This is a genomic window from Citrobacter sp. Cb041 (assembly GCF_030336655.1).
GTDB lineage: Bacteria > Pseudomonadota > Gammaproteobacteria > Enterobacterales > Enterobacteriaceae > Citrobacter > Citrobacter braakii.
Genome location: NZ_JAOWDD010000042.1, coordinates 169,214 through 189,559 on the forward strand (window position 1 = coordinate 169,214; position 20,346 = coordinate 189,559).

A 20,346-nucleotide genomic window follows, 5' to 3' on the forward strand; every position below is an offset into this window, starting at 1 on the left:
TTCCCAACCAAATAACCCGCTTAGGCGGGTTTTCTTTTATACGTCAAAGAGGAGTTTCACATGGCTAATTGCCAGAACTCGAACGAACGCCTGTTCGGCGGTGCGGTCGTGCTGGAAGTCGCCGATGGCTGCCCGGACGTCAAACCACTTGAATCTGAGTGGAAGGCGCTGGCTGCTGGTACGTCGAAAGGCTTCGACTTCAACCCGAACTCGGTTACCTCTGATGCGGATGACGGCGGCGGCTATGTCGAGACCATCATCACCAACAGTGACTTCACACTGAGCTTTGAAGGTGAAGTGCGCAAGAAGGACAAACTGGATCAGTACGGTGTTGGCAAGTTCATCAAGTATTTCGCTGACGAACTTAAGGCCAAGCGCCAGCCCGGTATCTGGGTGCGTATGGACTACGGCCCGGTCGAATTCATCGGTTACATGAACATTACGGCTCTGAGCTCTGACGGCGGAACCAACGACATCGTCACGTTCTCTACCGAGTTCAAAGTCGGCGATGCAAGCACTATCGAGGTGAACGAAATCACTGCGGTAGCGGTGACTGGCGTGACGGTAACTCCGGCAACCAGTACTGGCGCGGCGGGAGGTACCAGCACATTCACGGTGAACATCGCACCAACCGGAGCAACCAACAAAGATTTCACCGTTGCTTCCACCGATCCAGCCAAAGCCACTGCCACAGCTTCCGGGACCACAGTCACGGTGAACCGTGTCGCCGCTGGCAGCGCACAGATCATCATCAACACCGAAGACGGAAACTTTGTTGCCGTGCATACGGTGACCGTTACCTAACGGATATTCCAAAGGGCGGCGTGCTGCCCTTGATAATGACCGTTTACTGGAATGCCTATGACCGCTTTAACCGATATTGGCGAAATCTCCATCAGCGACAGCCGCGAAGGCGGGAAAGACTACCTGCTGCGGCCTTCATTCGAGGCCATGACCAGGATCGGCACTCCGGAAGAGATTGTGCAGGCGTATGCCACCATCCACGGCAATGACGTCGCTCAGCTCATTGAGGTTTGTGCTGGCACGCTGGGGCGTTTCCCTGCCTGGCTGTCACCATCATTCAACCGCGCCGCTGAAAAGCTTTTATCAACGTGTATGCATGTTTTACAGGCGTGCTGTGAGAGCGATCTGACGCCGATGATAGGCGAGTGGAAAGGTTGGCGGCATTGTGTCGTCTACCGCCCAGGCCAGATGCCGAAAAACGACATTATTGTGCTGGCTCAGCATCTCATGCAACACGGAGTGGTCGGTAAAGCCAAGGTTCGCCAGTTGCAGCGTCACGAGACGGGTGAACGTACGACCGAGTTTAAAGCCTTCGACTACATCAGCGCGGCACGCAGCCACTTTGGCATGAATCGCACTGAGGCCTCTCAGTTAACGATGACCGAATTTCAGATGCTGCTGGCAGCGAAATACCCTGATCAGAAGGGATTCACCCGCGAAGAGTACGACAGCATCGCCGACGAATACCTGGCTAAACAAGCCGCACGCAGGGCAAAAGCAATAACCGGAGAATGACATGGCAGGTGAGAAGAGCGCCGGTAGCATCGTTTATGAAATCAGCGCCGACGTTGAGCCGCTGTTACAAGGCGGCAAACAGGCCATTGATGCTCTGGATAAACTGGACGCTGCAGCCCAGCAATCCGGTAAGGGAATGGATAACCTCGACCAGAGTACCTCACAAACCGGATCCGCGTTTACCGAACTGGCTGGTTATGCCAACTCGATGGATAACCAACTGCGCAAGCTGAACACCAATGTGAGTGGCATTGCCCGCGCAATGGAAGAGGCTCGTAGCGGGACCGGCGGCGCTAACAGTGAGTTTAATCGCGCTGAATCCATCATCGAGGCGCTGGGTAACCAGTTGGCTGTGCTTGACGAAGCGCAGGAGAATGGCGCGCGCAGTGCCGCAGTCCTCGCTGCACAGCTTCGCGCAGGGTCGAAAGCGACAGACGAAGAGAAGCAAAAGATCGGCGAGTTGACTGGCCGCCTGTATGACATGAAGACTGGCGTTGAGAATGGCGCAAAAGGTACTGGCAGCTGGAAGTCCAGCATGCAGCAGGCAGGCTATCAGGTTCAGGACTTCATTATTCAGGTTCAGGGCGGACAATCTGCTCTGGTAGCGTTCGCGCAGCAGGGATCACAACTTGCTGGTGCGTTCGGCCCTGGCGGAGCGATTGTCGGTTCTATCATTGCGTTGAGTTCAGTTCTGGCTGGAGTTCTTATCACTTCGCTTAATGGCGGCAAGAACGCCATGGATGCGTTGAAGGATGCAGCGGAAGCAATGGATAAGGTCATCACCGTCTCTCAGAATGGTGTGGCCGCCCTTTCAGATAAGTACGCCAATTTGGCAAGAACTAACGCAGAAGCAGCAACCATCCTGAGAAATCAGGCAATGATTGAATACAATGCTGCCATTGCGAAGATCCCAAAATCTATAAACGATGCATCAAACTCTATTGTTGGCTTCACAGATAAGCTGAAAACGTCATTCGTAGGCGGTATCGCGTCGGTTGACGAATTCAATAAAAACCTTTCGACCGTCGGCGTAACTGCAGGCTCCTATTCGAAAGCCATGGAGCAGGCAAGGAATGCGGGGGCGGAATTCACCGTCAATGCAAACGCTATTCAGAATACCGTAACCACGCTTGCGGATAAATTTGGCGTATCGGAGCAGCGCGCATTCGAACTAAGCAAGCAACTCTCAGATGTGGCGAATAACCCAACACCTGAAGCGCTGCAAAGACTGGTTCTTGAACTCCAGAGCACTGAGAGTTCGACCAAATCAGGAGCTGATGCAATCAGAACTTTCCTTGGTCCTCTCACCGAGCTTGTGCGAGTGGCTGGAGAGGCGCAGATCAACCTATCCGGAATGAAAAAAGAGGTCGATAACCTTACTTCTGGGCAGAAGAACCTAATTAAACAGTCAGAGCGCAACCTGGCACTGTCGAAGTTGCAGGGTGAAGCCCGCGCGCGGTTGCAGGCACAATACGCTGCAGAAGATGCCGGGTTTTCGAAGGATGATCCGCATGCCAAGCAGATGGAAGATGACGCTGCAGCTACGTACAAAAATACGCAGGCGCAGAAGACGCTTAAGTCAGAGCAGAGCAAGGGAGCCTCGCAGGCGGAGAGAAACGCAAAGGTTCTGGAAGAGTATCGGCAAAAAGCAAACCTTTCAGCTGACTCAACTGCGGATCTTTCTCGGGAGCAGGCGATTCTTGCCGCTCGACAGAAGCTTACCAATCCGACACCTCAACAGATCGCTCAGGTAGAGCGTGATGCGGCGGCCGCTTGGGATAAAGCTGCGGCTCTAAAAGCACAGAATGCAGTTCCTACTCTCAAGGAAAACGCTGATTACGCAGCGCAGAAGAAAGCTCTTGAGAGCTTGAAGGGCCAAAAGGACGCTAACGGTCAGCTAATTCTCTCTCAGGAGCAATACAACCAGGCATCTGAAAAGCTTGAGCAGGACCATCAAGTGGCGCTTGCAAAAATCAGGGCGCAGCAGGTTGTAACCCCGCAGCAGTCGGCTAAAGGCGAAGTAGATCCGGTTCAGAGGCTTGCTAACCAGCACGCTCAAGAGTTGGCGTTAATCCAGCAGTTTGAAAGCCAGAAGGGGCAGTTAACCCAGAGAGGGCTTGAACTGACGAATGCGGCGAACAAGAAGTATGAGCAGGAGAGGATTGCAGCTCAGTGGGAGATATTCAGAAACCAAAACGCCGGGACGGAAGCGCTGGCCGCTTCAATCGACGCGCTGGCAGGAAATGCTTCCAACGCATTAACGGGAATTATCACCGGTAGCATGACGGCCAGTGATGCAATGCGCTCTCTGGGTAGCACAGTGCTAAACAGCCTTGTTAATACCTTTGTGCAAATGGGGGTTGATTGGGTCAAATCGGCAATTATGGGATCTGCGGCTCAGACATCGGCCATCGGAACTGTAACGGCCGTGCAGACCGCAGCGACTGGTGTTCAGACTGCGACAAGCGTTGCGGCCGCTGGCACGGTAGCAGCAGCATGGACCCCGGCAGCGATCCTGTCCTCCATTGCCTCGATGGGTACGGCGGCGGCTATCGGTCTCGGAGCGGTGGCTGGCGTTATTGGCGCAAACCTGCTTGGAAAACGCAAGAACGGCGGGCCTGTCTCGGCTGGCGGAATGTATCAGGTCGGCGAAGGCGGCATGCCGGAGATTTACCAGGCCAGCACTGGTAAGCAGTACATGATACCGGGTGACAACGGCAGGGTGATCAGCAATAAGGATATGACTGCAGGCGGAGGTGTGAACGTCATAATCAACGTTCAGAATATGACGGGGTCCACATTTGATGCTCAGGCTACAAGTAATGGAGATGGTACAATAACCGTGGATGCCATCATTGCTGATCTAAATAATGGCGGTCCAATTTCTCAGGGCATAACAAGTAATTTCAATGCCAAAAGAACACCACGCGGTCAAAATTGAGAGGGAACATGGATAGTATTTTGCCGGGCGAATCAAAAAGCATGCCACTTGAAAGCGGGAAGGTTGTCAAATACTCAACTAACCGGGCTGTTAATTTTGAGTTTTTGCTTACAGATGGCACTTACATTACCGGTGTTATTCCTGCTGGTGAGACACTTGAGTTCAAGAGTAACGGCTCTATTCAAGAATTTAACATTAAAATTTTTGAAGCTCCGAGACGACCAACTGCCATAGATTAAACCCGCTTCGGCGGGTTTTTTAATGCCTGGAGTTTAGATGCCAATAATCGACTATCCCGACTGGCTGCCGCTGGCGCAGAAAGCCAGCAAAAATATGACGATCGATACCGGGTTCCAGACAGATCAGCCAGCGGTCGGCCCGGCTATCTTTCAGAACCAGACCGATGACCTGAAAGTGACGTGGTCACTGACGTGGATCTTTACGTCGGCAGAGGAGCGTGCATTTCAGCAGTGGTTGCGCAGCCCTAACTACCTAAACCGTGGGCTAAATTGGTTCCGTATGAAGGTGAATCTCGGTGGCAGTGGGGTACAGTTGCAGGAACTCCACTTCACGCAGATGCCTGTTCAGGCAAACATCACAAACGGCGTTGTTACATGGACTGGAACCGTGATTGCAAACCACCTCTACAACGCTGACGACGAGTTTGACGACATCATTGTTGAATTGCCGCCGCCGTGGGATTCGTGGCTGGACATCGTGGTTACGGGTTACCCGGACGGTCGCGACCCAGAATCACTTCCGAGAGTTCCGTAATGTCTACATTCAGAGCTTATAAGCAGCAGCGCCCGACGCGCGGGCTGTACGACACCATCACGTTCTACCATCCATCCTTTGGCTACGTCCGCCTGGTCGATAAGCAGTTCTTCCCGAAGGCACTAGGAGGCCAGACGTACACGCCAGCGCGCTTTGAAATCGAAGAGAGCCAGCAGAGCGGCACGCCGGTGATAGACGCGACGGTCAAGTTAGGGCGCCTGTCGTCTGATATTAAAACTCTGATGAAGCAGTGGAAGGGTACGGCGCGACTGACGGCCATAACGGCCACCCGGCAAATCTTCGACAGTGGAGACGTGTCAGTGCCTATTAAGTCGTGGCAGTTATACGTCAAGACGGTCGATATTGATGCCGACGCCGCGTCGGTCACTTTGTCTGTCACCAACCCGCTGAACAACAACATAGGTCGACTTTATGATCCGCAGGAATACACCGGTCTGCAGTACCTCTGATTTCATCAGCAAGGTGATCGGCGTGCAGTGGGCTAATCGTGCCTGTTCGTTCGATAGAGTGGATTGCTGGGGACTGGTGGTGTTGTATTACCGTCACGTTCTCGGCATTGAGTTGCACCAGACTCCGGACTACGAAGCCGGAGCTGACTTCTTCACCTGCTATCAGGGCGACGTCGTTTTCTGGCGCCAGGCCGATAAACCTGTCGAAGGCGGGATATTTGTCGGGTACCGCGGCGCGAAACCGGCGCACGTTGGCCTGGTGCTTAACAGGCAGGCGCTGCACTCGAGGGGCGAGAACGGCAGCGTGCGCATGGACTCATTGCTGGTTATTAAACGGGCATTCACTAAAGTGGAGTTTTTCGAATATGGCGCTGGTTGAGATATCGAATTTTCCAGGAACGCCTAAGTTGCGTTGCAGGGTGCCAAACGGCACCCTTTTTTATGACTGGCTGTTTTCCAATGATGGCAACTTTCACCGTGATCTGCTGATCGTCCGAAACGGCGTGAGGTTAAATGATGATGATGAGCTGGCGTTTGAGCTGAGCGAACTGGATACCATCCAGATATTCGACCAGCCAAAGGGCATCATTAGCGACATTCTCAGCCCGATCTTCAAAGTTGTTGGCGCTGTGTTTTCATTCCTTGCCCCGAAGCCAGCAATAGCTAATAACGGTGGAAACACTGTCGATTCTCCGAACAACAGTCTGACCGGGCAAACGAATACCGCAAGGGTATACAAAGCGAAGCCTGATATTTACGGGCAGGTCAGATCGTTTCCAGACTTGATTCAGGAATCGATGTTTGAATATGTGCGCCAGAGTGAGAATGACGGCGGCCTGAAATACGTCACTGAGTGGATGTGTATCGGTATCGGTAAGTATGACTATGAATCTGTTCGTTACTCAGAGTCGAGTCTCGGATCGATGGCCGGTGCTGAGTATCAGTTTTATCAGCCTGGTGAAGTAATACCGACTATTAACGAGGGATATTCGTTCGATGATGTCGACGGACAGGAGATGCCAGGGCCAAACGAAAGCGACAATTTCCCGGTAGAATCGGCTACGGCCAATACCGTGGTAAGTGGTGAATATGCTGGCGGGCAGATAGCGATGAAAATCGTCAAGCAGGCTGAATTCGACTACTTCATGGGGCTGGCACTTCCACACTCCGTCACCTTTACTATCAACGTCACTTATGACACGACATCAGGCAGTATTACTGAAGATGTGCTTTTCTCTGGAACGTTAATTTCTGCTGTGCAGAGTGATGATGGTTCTGTGATAAACCCTATTAAGTGGTACACGTTCACCATGACAGATTTGCAGGGGCCACCTACCGTTCCATCTACAGCCACCATCAACACAACGAAATTTATTCTCAACGATAATGAGGCGCTTGTTGTGGGGCCTTTCTTCTCACCGGTTGAATCAACAGAGCTTTGGCTGCATACACAGTCATCACTGGGTGGCGGTAACTGGACTGACTGGACGGTGACAATCTGGAAAATCGACGACGATTACAATCAGATCCCCGGCACACAACAAACCTTTACCTATCACCAGGGAACGCCGCATAAGTCGACCAGCGAAGTGTTTTATCGCACGGATAAAATAATCCCGGCAGGAGGATTTGGTAAGTATGCCATCAACTTCCAGCGCACAAACAACTCAAATGATGCGTCCATTCTTAAGGTTGAGGAAATACACGCTGTCAACATCAGAAACAACGTAGTTCATCCGACCGATACGTTGGTTCGCGTCAAGGTGAGGGCGACAGAGAACGCACTGGGAAGCCGTGACCGAAAATATAATGCTCTGGTGACTCGTCAGACTATCAGTTACAACCTGACTACACAGACCGTCGATTATACATTGCGTCCATCGCGTTCCTTTGCTGACGCGGTTGCACATACCTGGCTTGTAATGGGCGGGCAGCCAGAAAGCAGCATTGATCTGTACGGGTTGTACTCTATAGCTGAGAGTCTACATGATGAGCGTCTTGGTTACTTCGACTATACGTTTGACGATGAGAACGACTCACTCGGCGACCGGGTGCAGGCGATCTGTAATGCGGCGTCTGTTATGGCGTACTGGGATGACGGTGTACTGACGTTCACCCGCGATCAGAAAGTCGATTACCCGGCAGCAGTGTTCAACCGGGCAAACATGAAGACGGATGAATACAAAATGACGTATGAGGCCACGCTGCCTGGCGGTTACGACGGCGTTCAGATCTCCTACGTTCACCCGACAACGAATAACAAGACGTACATCAACTATCGCGTACTTAACGGCGCCATCGTCGAGCAGGAGGCGGAGAACCCGAACAAGCTTGAGATAGTGGGTTTCCGTAATGAGTACCAGGCTCGGGACCGAGCGCTACGCGAAACAAAGCGTCTGATTTACTCGCGGGTGAAGATGAACGCCAAGGTATTCGAGGACGGGATTATCCAGGTTGGAAGCGTCATTCAGATGCCGGACATCTACGACAGCAACCAGCAACAGGGTTACATCACCGGCCGCACCGGGAATGACTTCGACACCAGCGAGCCGATCACATTTTTCGGTTCTATGTATGTTCTGGTCACAGATAGTCTTGGTAACCCGACACTGCGTTATTCCGCAATGCCACGCAGCGACACAAAATACGGCTTCACTGCGGCAATTCCCAATATTCAGCTCAACATATGGAACGGAGACACAGTGCAACTCCCGTCGCGCTATCTCATAGCGACTGTGGCAGAACTGGACAGTCAGCTATGGACGGTCAACAGCATCAAACCAAATTCAGATAATACGGTATCTCTTACCGTCGCAGAGTACAGCGACGCCATCTACCAATGAGAACCTTCACCGACCAACAAGACCCGGCCACCGTGCCGGGTTTTTTAATGGAAAAATTATGAGCACTACACCTACTAATCTGCCAGTACCAAGCGAAAAGCCGCAAGACCTGAGGTTCAATGCGGGGAAAATTGACGAGTTTGTCACGTCTATGGCTCTTCAGTACATCGATCGTTTTGGTCATGCTCATTATACGATTGAAGGACTTAAGCAGCTAACTCTCCAGCATATCTACAATCTCGGATGGAGTCTTGCAGGAACATTTCAGGGAGGGGGAACAGTAACCGCTGCTGGTGATGTATTGCAGGACACGTCAACAAATGTCTGGTATCGATGGGATGACCTGACAACATTACCTAAAACAGTCCCGCCAGGATCAACGCCAGAATCTTCTGGTGGAACTGGTGAAGGGAAATGGCAGCCGGTAGATATTAGTGATGTTTTGAGAAAAGATTTAGCCGCCGGAACAGGTTCACTTCTTGTTGGATATAACCTCAATCAACCATCATCAAAATTAACCACTGTAGACAGAAAACTCAGAAACTCTATCGACCTGGCTGCTGATTTTGTCCCTGGCGGGGTAATCACAGGTCAACCAGATCTGACAGCAAACCTGCAGGCCGCAATCGTTGCTGCTCACACGTTAGGGATTCCTGAGGTAACAGTAGTTGGTGATTTCTACATTTCGAATACGGTATTGTTATATCCTGGTGTTACGTTGAAGGGAGGAGGTTACGATAAGACTCTAATCCGCGCCTCATCAACTTTTCCCGTAGGAAACACAATGATCAGGTCACATAGACCATCTGGATGGGTTCCTGGATGCAATAATATTGGAATTAAGGACGTATATCTTGTCGGTCGTGCAGCCAAGGATATTCATGCCATAGATTTTGGTGATTGTAACTACTTTCATTTATATAGGTTAAGAGCTGATCTTTTCGATAAAGCAATTTCTTTTAACAGATGGATTGATGAGGGCAGGACAGGAACTTCACCAAACCTAACTTATCCGCGTGCTTTATTTCCATCATTAGGTGGGCAAGTATATTTTGGTAAGATTGAAATGTGCGCCGCTATTAATTGCGTTAGGGCATTATATTTTGCAGGTGTATATAATCGTAATACTGAAATCAGTTGTACGTGGTCATCTTGCGCATTAGCTTATGACCTAAGTAATGAGCGTGGTGTATACGAAACAAACACATTTATATCTACAAACGTTGAAGGTTGCGAAGAGGTATGGACATGGTTTTATAGCATAAATTCCCCTTATGCTAATACATGGATTACGATGTCTATCGATAATAGTAACGAATTTACTTGTCAGGCTCGCGATGGAGGAAGGCAAACATTCATCAACCTTTCATTATTTCCATACAACGATCCAAACAAAGTTAACTGGATTCTTGATAATCCAAACGGGCATAGAAGTACCGTCGTTGGTACTGATATAGGTGAAAATTTGGGCGATTATCAACTAAAAACCCAGTTTCGTGAAGAAATACATAGCATGGTGGGTTTTTATAATAAGATATTTGCTTCTGGGTCGTTATCATCAACGATTGCAGCAAATGGCGGAACATATAACACATCTGTTTTAGTTCCTGGGCTACCTTCAGGATCTGCAGTAAGTTGGACTCTGGGTAATCTATATCCTGGTATAGTTGTACAAGTAGCGTCAATATTAGCAGGGGCGGTTAATGTTCAAGTTGTCAATATTTCATCTAGTTCTATTACTATTAACACTAACATTCAAATTACAGGTATATCAAAAAGTTTCTTATAAGATATATCATCGATGCTCAATTTAGTTAGTAATGAGGCATGCCAAATTTATTGGCATGCCTTCAATTTACTTAAAGTAAATAATTGATATATTATTGTATACGTAATAATTATATACATTGTTTGATGTTGCTGGATTCAAGGATGCTATATTAGCACGTATAAAGTCAATTTCCTTATCAGAAGCAAATTGTTTCCTTGGCATTCCATTTGCTAACAATGTATACCTTCCACCATCATATCCACCTCTAAATACTACAGGTAACAAGTCTTCTATGATTGGGAAAGATCTTAGTGCTGGTATTGTCCTTGGTGCGTGGCTTGGCTTGCCTATGATGGCTATTTTTTCACCTGATCCATATTGTTGCATATCAAATATTATAGATTTTGATATGGAATCAGCTTGACTAATCTCAAATTTTGATGCGTTTAAAGTAGTAGAGCACAAAACCAATTGAGGTATAAGTAGGAACAAACAAACTGGTATGGCAATTATATTACTGGCTCTAACTTTATGTAATACAATGATAGGAAGTACTAAGAAAACAGAAAGACCACAAAAAACTCTAGGGAAGAATGATGCGAACTTACCAAAATATACTATCCCACATATAGAGAATGCACATGTAATTACAGCAATAAAATAAAAAATCAGGATGTAAACATCTCTGTTTTTCAGTGAACTGTGAATAACATACGCCAACGACACAATATAAGCGAAAGTGATTGGATATAATAATCCGCTTCCTAAAAGTTTTTTCACATATATTAGTGATGTGCTTATATTATTAATAAATATATTCACACCTTCAATGGATGGATCAATGGCTTTATTAAACTCAGTGAAATGGGAATTCAATGGAATAAATTTCAATATAAAAGCATATATTGCATAAGATAAAACAAAAATAATTGCACTATGCAAAATTGAAATTATTGATTTTTTTAAATCTCGGGTTTTGCAGTAGGCAACATAAGCATATATAGAAGTAAAGCCAATAAAAATATTTACAGATGACTGGTACAAACAAAAAGATGAAACCAGTGATATTACTGTTAATACAGACCATATCCATTTATTATCTCTATTCAATGCAAATGGAAGTGATGATAAAACCATGGCCAGAAGCATAAATGCTCCGTCAAATCTAAATAATAGATTTGAAATAAAGAAGGTGTTGGATAAAAATATAATTGGTATAATGTATTTAAAACTTCCTTCTTCATCGCAAAAGTTTTCTACTACTTTGTAAAAAACAAAAGAAAATAAAATTGAAGATGTCAGTAATGGTATAGGGTAAACATCTGGAAGATATGATGAATTTAATGGCAAAAATATCCTGTAAAAAATATCTGCCAAAGGTCGACCATCATCACCCCATAAAAAATAAGCATCTACAACTCTGAATAAATCATCTCCATAATAAATGTCTGCAATTATAAATTGCAAAATATAAGCTATTACGCTAAATAAAATTAAAAACTTCCAGTCCTTAATCATTTTTTAATCACCATCTTTTTTAAAATGTACCTAGGCCTTGATTTCGACTCCACGTAAATTCTACCTATATACTCACCAAGAACTCCAATTCCAATTAATTGAACTCCACCAAGGAAAAGTATAGACACTAACAGAGATGGATATCCTCTGACAGGGTTACCAAATGCTAATGTGTCAACAATCATCAATGCACCATACATGAAAGAAATACCAGCTACTACAATTCCTATGTATGTCCACATGCGGAGAGGGAAAGTTGAAAAACTTGTGATCCCCTCAAGAGCAAGATTCCAAAGTTTCCAGCCGTTAAATTTTGAATCTCCAGCCACACGCTCAGCTCTGGCATATTCAACAACATCAGTTTTTCCTCCTACCCAGCTAAGAATACCTTTCATGAAGAGATTACGCTCTGGCAATTGCTTTATGTTCTCAACCACCTCACGTGACATTAGTCTAAAATCTCCAACATTCTCCTCAATTTTAGGAGTGCTTATCTTATTGTGTAGTTTGTAAAACCACTCTGCTGTCTTGCGCTTAAGTCTACCATCTGTAGAACGATCGGAGCGTTTTGCCAATACCATATCGGCGCCGGATTTCCATTTCTCAATGAGTCGAGGGATGACATCTATTGGGTCCTGCAGATCAACATCAATCGGGATTATTGCGTCTCCAGTTGCATGATCGAGGCCTGCGAAAAGTGCTGGCTCTTTTCCAAAGTTCCTGGTGAATGATAATGGCATTACGAGCGAGTCAGAAACTGCCAGTGCATTGATAATTGACTCTGTATTGTCCTTACTTCCATCATTGATGAATATTATCTCAACTTCGTATGGTTTCAGATCTTCAAATTCTCTAACGGTTTTATAAAAAATTGGTATGGTGGCTTCTTCATTGAAGACAGGAACAACCAAAGAAATTTTCATTTCGCATCCCTAAAGACTATGAACTTAGAATAAATAAAACCGCACACCAGACTGATGGCGGAGAAAGCGATTAATGTAATGATAGGTGCTAGGCCGGATTTGTCAGCACCCCAACCAACAGCGGCACTCAGGGTGCCCATGAACCCGACATACAGCACATAGCGTAGCGTGGTAGTCGATGACTTAAACGTGAACCTTGCGTTAGCGAAGAAGCTGAACGAAACAGCGACAACGAATCCGGAAAAGTTGCCAAGCGCCTGCCCAGTATGGAATGCGTATATGCAAATAGCGAAAACCACCCAGTGAATTAGAGTGTTAATGACACCTATTGTTGTGTACTTAGCGAATAGCTTTAGCATTATAAAAATCAGTAAATTCCTAAAGATAGGGAGTTTATCATCTGAAAGGGCTGCGATCGACCTATGAAATTCAGGTGTAAGACAAAAAATCACACACAAAGCTTTGCAGGCTTGCAGGGTTTTGCATGTCTTAAGATGATGGGATTTGTTATGGGGCATCGATGGGGCAAAAAATTAGCGCAAAACAACTCAAAACCTATGTAGGAATTGATTCGTCTTGCGCTAACACTCTGCTTTATGACTGCCTTCAGCTCACTTCGACGTACAATAATTTAATAGTGCCGTCTATCCTGAACAAACCTTCATGGGCGGACTGAGCCGCCCATCGATTAGCAGGCGTTAAGGGTTAAGACTTTTTCGCCTGATACATCTCATCGGAGTGGTTGTCATCTTCCACCCAGAAGTTAATGTTGAATTGCGCATCGTCGCTTAATTCAACGCGATGCCAGTACTGCGGTGGGCTGGTCGCGAACTGACCGGCATTAATCACCACTTTCACTTCAGGTTCTTTTGCGTCTTCATTGGCAAAGCCATAATACGTTACCGTACCTTCCATCACGCAGAGCTGTCCAAACACGCCTGCTGCGGTGTTATGGTGAGAAAGAAGTGCTGCCGGGACGTTGTCTTTGGTAAAGAAGGGAGTAGAGCGTTTTACTTTCCAGTTTGCCGGGATGCGTAAATGGGACATCAGACATCTCCTTGGTGTGGCATCTATAAGATGCATTTAATATACATTTTATAGATGCCAGCAGGCAATGAATTTAAGGCAAAAAAAACGCTCCCGAAGGAGCGTCTCTGTTAGCGACCGAAGAGGTCACGTTTTTTCGGTTTAAACGGCTGTGCTATGACTACCAGCACGGCGACCACCAGGTAAGCGGCGAAGATCCCCAACAGCCACTGTGGCATTTCCAGGGTTAAAAAAGACCACTGGCGTTCAGCACAGTCACCGGATGCTAAAAACACCTGCGGCAGCCATTTGTCCAGCGGCAGCCAGCTCGGGAAGCGTGCGGCAAAATCACAGGTCATAAACGGTGATGGGTGCAACTGAATCATGGTGTGCTCATACGCTAACTGCAGTCCGCGCCAGGCACTGTAAATCCAGATAATCATCGCCACATAGCGCAGCGGCGTTTTTGGTGCGATAGCCCCCACCAGCCCCGCGCCCATCACGCCAAATAATGCGCTACGTTCGTAAATACACAACACGCAAGGTTTTAGCAGCATGACGTGCTGGAACCACAGCGCGACAAGCTCCAGCGCAAAGGCGGTTAACGCCAACAATAACCATGCACCACGACCTCGGGAGCACTGGTTTAAAAATCGCAACATAATAATTTCCCTGCAACATGCGTAGAGAGCGCAGTTTAAACCAATTCAATTTATGCGCCACTAGCAGGAATTGAAAATTTGAGTAATCGGATAATTATCATGCAAAAAGTCAAACCGGGCAGTGATTTGCCCGGTAAATTGTTATGAAAGTGTAGCTAACCAGCCCGCCTGGGTCATCCACTCAGTCACCGGTACAAGCGTGAACTCGACGCAAAGCAGACCAACCAGCGTCAGGACGAGAGTATAAGGCAGAGCCATCCACACCATGCGGCCATAAGAGAGTCGAATCAATGGTGCCAGCGCGGAGGTCAGCAGGAACAGGAATGCCGCCTGGCCGTTTGGTGTAGCAACGGAAGGCAGGTTAGTCCCGGTATTGATCGCCACCGCTAACAGCTCAAATTGGTTAAGGCTGATGGTCCCATGTTCCAACGCGGCTTTGGCTTCGTTAATGTAGATGGTGCCGACAAACACGTTATCCGAGATAGAAGACAGCAGGCCGTTAAAGAGATAGAACAGCGTCAGTTGAGCATGTTCAGAGGACTGCAAAACAAACTGAATAATCGGTGAAAAGAGCTGTTGATCGATAATCACCGCAACGATAGAGAAGAACACGGTCAGCAGGGCGGTGAAAGGCAGCGACTCGGTAAACGCTTTACCAATCGCGTGTTCGTCAGTAACGCCGGTCAACGACGTGGCCAGGATAATGACGGACAGACCGATTAATCCGACTTCCGCCAGATGCAGGGCCAGGGCAACCACCAGCCAGATACCGATAATCGCCTGGATAATCAGTTTGATTTTTTCCTGACGAGTACGCTGCTGACGGCTTTGATCGTCAAACTGTTGCAGGACATCGCGGACGGTCTCCGGCAGCGTTTCGCCATAGCCAAACCAGCGCAATTTCTCAACCAGCATGCAGGTTAACAGGCCGCAAATCAGCACCGGGACGGTGACCGGCGACATGCGTAGGAAAAAGTCACCAAAATGCCAGCCAGCCGCTTTGGCGATAATCAGGTTTTGCGGTTCGCCGACCATAGTCATTACGCCGCCTAACGCTGTACCGACACCCGCATGCATCATCAGGCTGCGCAGAAAACCACGGAACTGCTCCAGTACGATCTTATTGTGCTGATCGATATGGCTATCATCGAGCATATTGTTGTCTTCCGTGCGGGAAGAGGCGAAGCGATGGTAGATACCATAAAAACCAACCGCTACGCTGATTACCACGGCAACGACGGTCAGCGCATCCAGGAATGCAGAAAGGAAGGCGGCGGCAACGCAAAATGCCAGCGACAGCAGCATCTTGGAGCGAATCGTAAGCAGTAGGCGGGTGAAAATAAACAGCAGCAACTGCTTCATAAAGTAGATGCCAGCCACCATAAACATCAGCAGCAATAGCACCTCAAGGTTAGCGGCAACCTCTTCACGCACATGTGTGGCGCTGGTCATGCCGATGATGACCGCCTCGATGGCTAGCAGCCCGCCTGGTAGCAGCGGGTAACATTTTAACGCCATCGCCAGCGTAAAAATGAACTCGGCCACCAACAGCCAGCCCGCAATAAAGGGATTGATGAAAAATATAACCGGGTTAACGACTAAGAATACGAGTAGTGCAAGTTTGTACCAGTCAGGTGATTGACCTAAAAAATTGCGCCACATAGCGCGGCCCCATGATAGCTCCATGGTGATTTCCCTACCTTTAAAAATGAAATCATGTTTTTATGTTTGACCGCAAAGCTTAGCGGGAGGAGGGAGTACAGGCAAGCTATTCACGCGACGGACAAGGCTGGCTGTGCTTCAGCGTAATCTGGAAAATGAAGCCTTGATCCACTTTTTCTTCATTGCGTCAGCTATCAGCCATGTAGCCCGTCTGGTATGATAACTGTAACTATGTTTTGCTGTGTAATGGAATTATCACTATGGTCATTAAGGCGCAAAGCCCGGCTGGGTTCGCGGAAGAGTACATCATTGAAAGTATCTGGAATAACCGCTTCCCACCTGGCACTATTTTGCCTGCTGAACGTGAACTCTCTGAACTGATTGGAGTGACACGTACCACGTTACGCGAGGTATTACAGCGTCTGGCGCGGGACGGCTGGTTGACCATTCAACACGGCAAGCCGACGAAGGTGAATAACTTCTGGGAAACCTCCGGGCTAAATATCCTTGAAACGCTGGCGCGTCTCGATCACGAGAGCGTGCCGCAGCTTATTGATAATCTGCTGTCCGTGCGTACCAACATCTCGACGATCTTTGTTCGTACCGCGTTTCGCCAGCATCCTGATAAAGCGCAGGAGGTTCTGGCAACGGCAAATCAGGTGGCCGACCATGCTGATGCGTTCGCCGATCTGGACTATAACATTTTCCGCGGTCTGGCATTTGCCTCTGGCAATCCGATTTACGGTTTGATCCTCAATGGAATGAAGGGATTATATACCCGCATTGGCCGCCATTATTTCGCCAATCCGGAAGCCCGCGCACTGGCGCTGAGCTTTTACCGTAAGCTGTCAGAACTTTGTGATCAGGGTGCTCATGAGCAGGTATATGAAACGGTGCGTCGCTATGGTCACGACAGCGGCGAAATTTGGCATCGTATGCAGAAAAACCTGCCGGGCGATTTAGCTATTCAGGGGCGCTAATCGCAGCTTATCCGGCCTACGAAATGCATTGTAGGCCGGATAAGACGTTTTCGCGTCGCCATCCGGCAATAAGATTTACAGACCGTTCATCCTCGGCGGGCAACGCTCCAGCAGTTCCACACTGCCGTCTTCATTCTGCTGCTCCAGCATCACGTCAAAACCCCAGAGCCGGTGCACATGCTTGAGCACCTCTTTGCGTCCTTTATCCAGCGGAGCGCGGTTATGCGGAATATAGCGCAAGGTGAGCGAGCGGTCGCCGCGCAGATCGACATTCCAGATTTGAATATTCGGCTCAAGGTTGCTCAGGTTATATTGCGACGACAGCCTGTTGCGGATCTCACGATATCCTTCCTCGTTGTGAATCGCGGAAATCTCCAGATAATTATGACGATCGTCATCCAGCACGGTGAACAGACGGAAATCACGCATAACCTTCGGTGACAGAAACTGGCTGATGAAGCTCTCATCTTTGAAATCGCGCATCGCGAAATGCAGGGTTTCCAGCCAGTCAGAACCTGCTATATCCGGGAACCAGTATTTGTCCTCTTCGGTAGGCGACTGACAAATTCGTTTAATATCCTGGAACATGGCAAAACCCAGAGCATAGGGATTTATCCCGCTATACCACGGGCTGTTGTACGGCGGCTGGAATACCACGTTGGTATGGCTATGTAAAAACTCCAGCATAAACCGTTCGGTGACTTTACCTTCGTCATAAAGGTGATTAAGGATGGTGTAATGCCAGAAAGTGGCCCACCCTTCGTTCATCACCTGCGTCTGTTTCTGCGGATAAAAATACTGGCTGACCTTGCGCACAATGCGCAGCACTTCGCGTTGCCAGGATTCCAGCAGCGGGGCGTTCTTCTCCATGAAGTACAGAAGGTTCTCCTGCGGTTCAGAAGGATAACGTCGGGCTTCCGCAACGGTTTTCTCTTCCTCTTTCTTCGGCAGCGTACGCCACAACATATTTACCTGGCTTTGCAGATACTCTTCACGGCTTTTCTGTCGGGCTTTCTCTTCCTGTAGGGAGATTTTTTGCGGGCGTTTGTAACGATCCACGCCGTAGTTCATCAGCGCGTGACAGGAGTCGAGGAGCTTTTCGACTTCATCCACGCCGTAACGCTCTTCACACTGGGTAATATAGTTTCGCGCGAAGATCAGGTAATCAACGATGGAGCTGGCATCCGTCCAACTACGGAACAAATAGTTGTTTTTAAAGAAGGAGTTATGTCCGTAGCAGGCATGCGCCATCACCAACGCCTGCATGGTGATGGTGTTCTCCTCCATCAAATACGCGATACACGGATTGGAGTTGATAACAATCTCATAGGCCAGCCCCTGCTGACCATGCTTATACAAACGCTCGGTTTCAATAAATTTTTTACCAAACGACCAGTGCGGATAGTTGATTGGCATCCCGACGCTGGAGTAAGCGTCCATCATTTGTTCGGAGGTGATCACCTCGATTTGGTGCGGGTAGGTATCCAGTCTGTAGAGTTTCGCCACGCGGTCTATTTCCGCCAGATAGACATCCAGCAGATCAAACGTCCAGTCGGGTCCATCGCTTAACCGTGTGCTGTCCTTGTTCATGGAATCAATCGTAGCCATTCGCGCACCCTCATTGTTGGCGGCACTCTCTGTCTGGAGTACCTCATTTCAAGCATAGATCATGGTGTTAAAAAACGTGCTGCGGCTGAAATTTTTTCTTTGCGATTTCTTGTTAGCGAGGCGTCGAAAAACGGTATGGCCGCAAAATTTTATGCTGGATAAAAATAACGCACAGCAGGAGATACCAAAGCAGGGAGTTCCCCGCCATCACCGCCATATGTGAGATAAGTCACCATAAAAAAGCCATATGTTGAATAATATTTTCAACTGAGTTATCAAGATGTAATCAGATGATTGTTCTTTTACTGTTAACGGAGTGGCTATGCGAGTTGTCATACTGGGAAGTGGTGTCGTTGGCGTGACCAGCGCCTGGTACTTAAGTCAGGCTGGACACGAAGTCACCGTCATTGATCGTGAGCCCGGTCCGGCACTGGAAACCAGTGCGGCGAACGCGGGGCAAATCTCTCCAGGTTATGCAGCACCCTGGGCGGCGCCAGGCGTCCCGCTTAAAGCAATTAAATGGATGTTTCAGCGCCATGCGCCGCTGGCCGTTCGCCTCGACGGGACGCAGTTCCAGTTGAAATGGATGTGGCAGATGCTACGCAACTGCGACACCAGCCATTACATGGAAAACAAGGGCCGGATGGTGCGACTGGCGGAATACAGCCGTGATTGCCTGAAAGCGCTACGCGCCTCTACCGGTATCGAGTACGAAGGACGCCAGGGCGGAACGTTGCAACTGTTCCGTACCGCTCAACAGTATGAGAACGCGACCCGCGACATCGCCGTCCTCGAAGACGCCGGCGTGCCGTATCAGCTCCTGGAAGCAAGCCGTCTGGCGGAAGTTGAACCGGCGCTGGCGGAAGTGGCACACAAGCTCACCGGCGGTCTGCGTTTACCGAATGACGAAACGGGTGACTGCCAGCTGTTTACCCAGCGTCTGGCGCTGATGGCGGAGCAGGCGGGTGTGAAATTTCGCTTTAATACTCCGGTCGATAAGCTGCTGAGCGATGGTGAGCAGATTTATGGCGTTCAGTGTGGCGAGGAGATAGTCAAAGCCGATGCCTATGTGATGGCATTCGGTTCGTACTCTACGGCGATGCTAAAAGGGATCGTTGATATTCCGGTCTATCCGCTCAAAGGCTATTCATTGACCATTCCGGTGGCGCAAGATGACGGTGCGCCGGTTTCAACGATCCTTGATGAAACCTACAAAATCGCCATTACCCGCTTTGATAACCGTATTCGCGTTGGCGGCATGGCGGAGATTGTCGGCTTCAATACGGAATTGCTGCAACCCCGTCGTGAGACGCTGGAGATGGTCGTCCGCGATCTCTTCCCACGCGGTGGGCATGTGGAGCAGGCAACCTTCTGGACCGGGCTGCGTCCGATGACGCCGGACGGTACGCCAGTGATCGGGCGAACGCGCTTTAAGAATCTACTGCTTAATACCGGCCACGGCACGCTGGGCTGGACCATGGCCTGCGGTTCGGGTCAGTTGCTGAGCGACATTCTGTCTGGCCGCACACCAGCCATTCCTTACGACGATCTGAGCGTGGCGCGTTACAGCCCGGGGTTTACCCCATCTCGTCCACGGCATTTACATGGCGCACATAACTGATAAGGACG

Annotated in this window: 18 protein-coding genes; 11 read left to right on the plus strand and 7 right to left on the minus strand. The window is 48.7% G+C overall.

Annotation, left to right across the window (positions count from 1 at the left end):
* Positions 1-60: 60 nt before the first annotated feature.
* Genes OGV52_RS19610 through OGV52_RS19650 form a run of 9 tightly spaced genes read left to right on the plus strand, consistent with a single transcriptional unit; the run spans position 61 to position 10,356 of the window.
* Entirely contained in the window at positions 61-804 is a 744-nt protein-coding gene (locus OGV52_RS19610) for an Ig-like domain-containing protein (RefSeq protein WP_252838318.1), read from the plus strand.
* A gap of 57 nt (positions 805-861) precedes the next feature.
* On the plus strand, positions 862-1,539 hold the full coding sequence (locus OGV52_RS19615) for a DUF6246 family protein (protein WP_287108994.1): 678 nt from the start codon (positions 862-864) through the stop codon (positions 1,537-1,539).
* A 1-nt stretch (position 1,540) separates the two neighbouring features.
* A complete protein-coding gene (locus tag OGV52_RS19620; RefSeq protein WP_287108996.1) occupies positions 1,541-4,480 on the plus strand; it encodes a tail protein (tape measure) in 2,940 nt (979 codons plus the stop codon).
* A gap of 8 nt (positions 4,481-4,488) precedes the next feature.
* Positions 4,489-4,719 carry a hypothetical protein gene (locus tag OGV52_RS19625; protein ID WP_049003439.1) on the plus strand — a complete coding sequence of 77 codons (231 nt, stop codon included), beginning with the start codon at positions 4,489-4,491 and terminating at the stop codon, positions 4,717-4,719.
* A 37-nt stretch (positions 4,720-4,756) separates the two neighbouring features.
* Positions 4,757-5,254, plus strand: coding sequence for a hypothetical protein (locus tag OGV52_RS19630; RefSeq protein WP_287108999.1), 498 nt, complete (start codon positions 4,757-4,759; stop codon positions 5,252-5,254).
* Complete coding sequence (locus OGV52_RS19635; protein WP_287109000.1) at positions 5,254-5,724, plus strand: hypothetical protein; 471 nt, start codon at positions 5,254-5,256, stop codon at positions 5,722-5,724. The genes OGV52_RS19630 and OGV52_RS19635 overlap by 1 nt, the downstream gene beginning before the upstream one ends.
* The gene (locus OGV52_RS19640) at positions 5,687-6,103 is read left to right on the plus strand and encodes an NlpC/P60 family protein (protein WP_287109001.1); all 417 of its coding nucleotides are present in this window, start codon (positions 5,687-5,689) and stop codon (positions 6,101-6,103) included. The genes OGV52_RS19635 and OGV52_RS19640 overlap by 38 nt, the downstream gene beginning before the upstream one ends.
* Positions 6,090-8,567: a host specificity factor TipJ family phage tail protein gene (locus tag OGV52_RS19645; protein ID WP_287109002.1), complete on the plus strand. Its 2,478-nt coding sequence runs from the start codon at positions 6,090-6,092 to the stop codon at positions 8,565-8,567. The genes OGV52_RS19640 and OGV52_RS19645 overlap by 14 nt, the downstream gene beginning before the upstream one ends.
* A 58-nt stretch (positions 8,568-8,625) precedes the next feature.
* On the plus strand, positions 8,626-10,356 hold the full coding sequence (locus OGV52_RS19650; RefSeq protein ID WP_287109004.1) for a tail fiber/spike domain-containing protein: 1,731 nt from the start codon (positions 8,626-8,628) through the stop codon (positions 10,354-10,356).
* Between the two features lie 66 nt (positions 10,357-10,422).
* Here OGV52_RS19650 and OGV52_RS19655 read toward each other — a convergent pair whose 3' ends face one another.
* From OGV52_RS19655 to nhaB, 6 genes are all read right to left on the minus strand, one after another.
* Complete coding sequence (locus tag OGV52_RS19655; protein ID WP_287109006.1) at positions 10,423-11,856, minus strand: glucosyltransferase domain-containing protein; 1,434 nt, start codon at positions 11,854-11,856, stop codon at positions 10,423-10,425.
* Positions 11,853-12,779: a glycosyltransferase family 2 protein gene (locus tag OGV52_RS19660; RefSeq protein ID WP_287109007.1), complete on the minus strand. Its 927-nt coding sequence runs from the start codon at positions 12,777-12,779 to the stop codon at positions 11,853-11,855. The genes OGV52_RS19655 and OGV52_RS19660 overlap by 4 nt, the downstream gene beginning before the upstream one ends.
* Positions 12,776-13,138: a GtrA family protein gene (locus OGV52_RS19665; RefSeq protein ID WP_287109008.1), complete on the minus strand. Its 363-nt coding sequence runs from the start codon at positions 13,136-13,138 to the stop codon at positions 12,776-12,778. The genes OGV52_RS19660 and OGV52_RS19665 overlap by 4 nt, the downstream gene beginning before the upstream one ends.
* A 346-nt stretch (positions 13,139-13,484) precedes the next feature.
* The gene (locus tag OGV52_RS19670) at positions 13,485-13,826 is read right to left on the minus strand and encodes a TehB family protein (protein WP_016153372.1); all 342 of its coding nucleotides are present in this window, start codon (positions 13,824-13,826) and stop codon (positions 13,485-13,487) included.
* Between the two features lie 110 nt (positions 13,827-13,936).
* Complete coding sequence (dsbB, locus tag OGV52_RS19675) at positions 13,937-14,467, minus strand: disulfide bond formation protein DsbB (protein WP_003844060.1); 531 nt, start codon at positions 14,465-14,467, stop codon at positions 13,937-13,939.
* 141 nt (positions 14,468-14,608) lie between these two features.
* Positions 14,609-16,153, minus strand: a complete 1,545-nt coding sequence (gene nhaB / locus OGV52_RS19680; RefSeq protein ID WP_047502172.1) for a Na(+)/H(+) antiporter NhaB — start codon at positions 16,151-16,153, stop codon at positions 14,609-14,611.
* A gap of 236 nt (positions 16,154-16,389) precedes the next feature.
* On the opposite strand from nhaB, the gene fadR reads away from it, so the two are divergent.
* Positions 16,390-17,109 carry a fatty acid metabolism transcriptional regulator FadR gene (gene fadR / locus OGV52_RS19685; RefSeq protein ID WP_016153370.1) on the plus strand — a complete coding sequence of 240 codons (720 nt, stop codon included), beginning with the start codon at positions 16,390-16,392 and terminating at the stop codon, positions 17,107-17,109.
* A gap of 75 nt (positions 17,110-17,184) precedes the next feature.
* On the opposite strand, the gene OGV52_RS19690 is transcribed toward fadR, so the two are convergent.
* A complete protein-coding gene (locus OGV52_RS19690) occupies positions 17,185-18,717 on the minus strand; it encodes a SpoVR family protein (RefSeq protein ID WP_003833557.1) in 1,533 nt (510 codons plus the stop codon).
* Positions 18,718-19,039: 322 nt separating this feature from the next.
* Between OGV52_RS19690 and OGV52_RS19695 the strand changes: the two genes are divergently transcribed.
* Positions 19,040-20,338 (plus strand): D-amino acid dehydrogenase, encoded by a 1,299-nt coding sequence (locus OGV52_RS19695; RefSeq protein WP_016156783.1) that lies wholly within the window; start codon positions 19,040-19,042, stop codon positions 20,336-20,338.
* Positions 20,339-20,346: the final 8 nt, after the last annotated feature.